Consider the following 1700-nt stretch of genomic DNA (forward strand, 5'->3'; position numbering starts at 1 on the left):
GAGGACTTCGTCTGGAGCAGGTCCTGGGTGGTCTCGACGAGCAGCGCGTCCGCGCCGCCGGAGAGCAGACCCTCCGCGTTGACCTGGTACGCGTCACGGATATCGGCGTACGTGATGTGGCCGAGGGTCGGCAGCTTCGTACCCGGACCCATCGAGCCCAGCACCCAGCGCTGCTGCCCCGTCGAGGCGGTGAACTCGTCGGCCACCTCGCGGGCGATCCGCGCACCCGCCTCGGACAGCTCGAAGTTGCGCTCCGCGATGTCGTACTCGGCGAGCGCCGCCAGGTTCGCGCCGAACGTGTTCGTCTCGACGCAGTCCACGCCCACCGAGAAGTACGCCTCGTGGACGGTGCGCACGATGTCGGGGCGGGTGACGTTCAGGACCTCGTTGCAGCCCTCCAGCTGCTGGAAGTCCTCCATCGAAGGGTCCTGCGCCTGGAGCATCGTCCCCATGGCCCCGTCGGCGACGACCACACGGGTCGCGAGCGCCTCCCGGAGGGCATCGGCCCGGCTCATGCCAGCGCCCGCAGTGCCGGGCCCAGCAGCCGGGCCGACTCGGGACCGTAGACCGACTCGATGGTGGCCAGCAGCCGCTCGCCGTCGACCTCGTAGTCCTGCGAGCCCACCGCCTCCAGCACCAGGGCGGCCATCGCGCAGCCCAGCTGCGCGGCCGTCTCCAGCGGCAGGTACCAGCTGACGGCCGCGAGGAACCCGGCCCGGAAGGCGTCGCCGACGCCCGTCGGGTCCTGGGGCACGACGCCGGGGACGGCCGGCACGGTGAGGGCGGGTTCGCCCTTGCGCTCGATGCGGACGCCGTCGGCGCCCAGGGTGGTCACCCAGATGCCGACGCGCTCGAGGACCTCCTCCGCGTCCCAGCCGGTCCGCTCGCGCAGCAGCGCGGCCTCGTACGCGTTGGTGAACAGCCAGCGCGCCCCCGTCACCAGCTCCCGCACCTCGTCGCCGTCGAGGCGGGCGAGCTGCTGGGAGGGGTCGGCGGCGAACGCGATGCCCAGGCCCCGGCACTGGCGGGTGTGCCGGACCATCGCGGCCGGGTCGTTGGGCGAAACCAGGACCAGGTCGACGGGCGGATCACCGGGGCCGGTGAGGGAGCGCAGGTCGATCTCTGCGGCCTCCGCCATCGCACCGGCGTAGAAGGAGGCGATCTGGTTGGAATCCTCGTCGGTCATGCACATGAAGCGCGCGGTCTGGCAGGTGTCGGAGACGTAGACACCGCCGGTGTCGACCCCGTGCTCCTTGAGCCAGACCTCGTACTCGTGGAAGTCGACGCCCACCGCCCCGGCGAGGACCGGGGCCAGGCCCAGTCCGCCGAGGCCATAGGCGATGTTGGCCGCCACTCCGCCCCGCCGTACCTCGAGCGAGTCGACGAGGAACGAGAGCGAGACGTGCTCCAGCTGGTCGGGGAGCAGCTGGTCGACGAACCGGCCTGGGAAGGCCATGAGGTGATCCGTGGCGATGGATCCAGTCACCGCGATACGCACGTGGTCTCCTGATCGGGACGGAGTGGGCCGGGCTCCCGCTGTCGGCGGGGCGGTCGGGTGGCGGTCGTATGGGCGTCAGCGGGCGACCGCTGCCCTGAGCTGCTCGGCGCGGTCGGTGCGCTCCCAGGTGAAGTCCGGCAGCTCGCGGCCGAAGTGGCCGTAGGCGGCGGTCTGGGCGTAGATCGGGCGCAGCAGGTCGAGG

3 protein-coding genes are annotated in these 1700 nt (G+C 71.9%); all 3 read right to left on the bottom strand.

From position 1 onward, the window contains the following. A partial coding sequence (locus ACZ6I1_RS34985) for a homocysteine S-methyltransferase family protein (RefSeq protein ID WP_469293166.1) occupies positions 1-515 on the bottom strand: 515 nt, incomplete at its 3' end. Further along, complete coding sequence (locus tag ACZ6I1_RS34990) at positions 512-1498, bottom strand: carbohydrate kinase family protein (protein WP_469293168.1); 987 nt, start codon at positions 1496-1498, stop codon at positions 512-514. The genes ACZ6I1_RS34990 and ACZ6I1_RS34985, both read right to left, overlap by 4 nt. Before the next feature lie 75 nt (positions 1499-1573). Continuing rightward, positions 1574-1700, bottom strand: a 127-nt coding sequence (locus tag ACZ6I1_RS34995; protein WP_469293170.1) for a methionine adenosyltransferase domain-containing protein, incomplete at its 5' end; no start/stop codon positions are given.

The sequence above is a fragment of the Streptomyces sp. NPDC046303 genome (assembly GCF_055588085.1).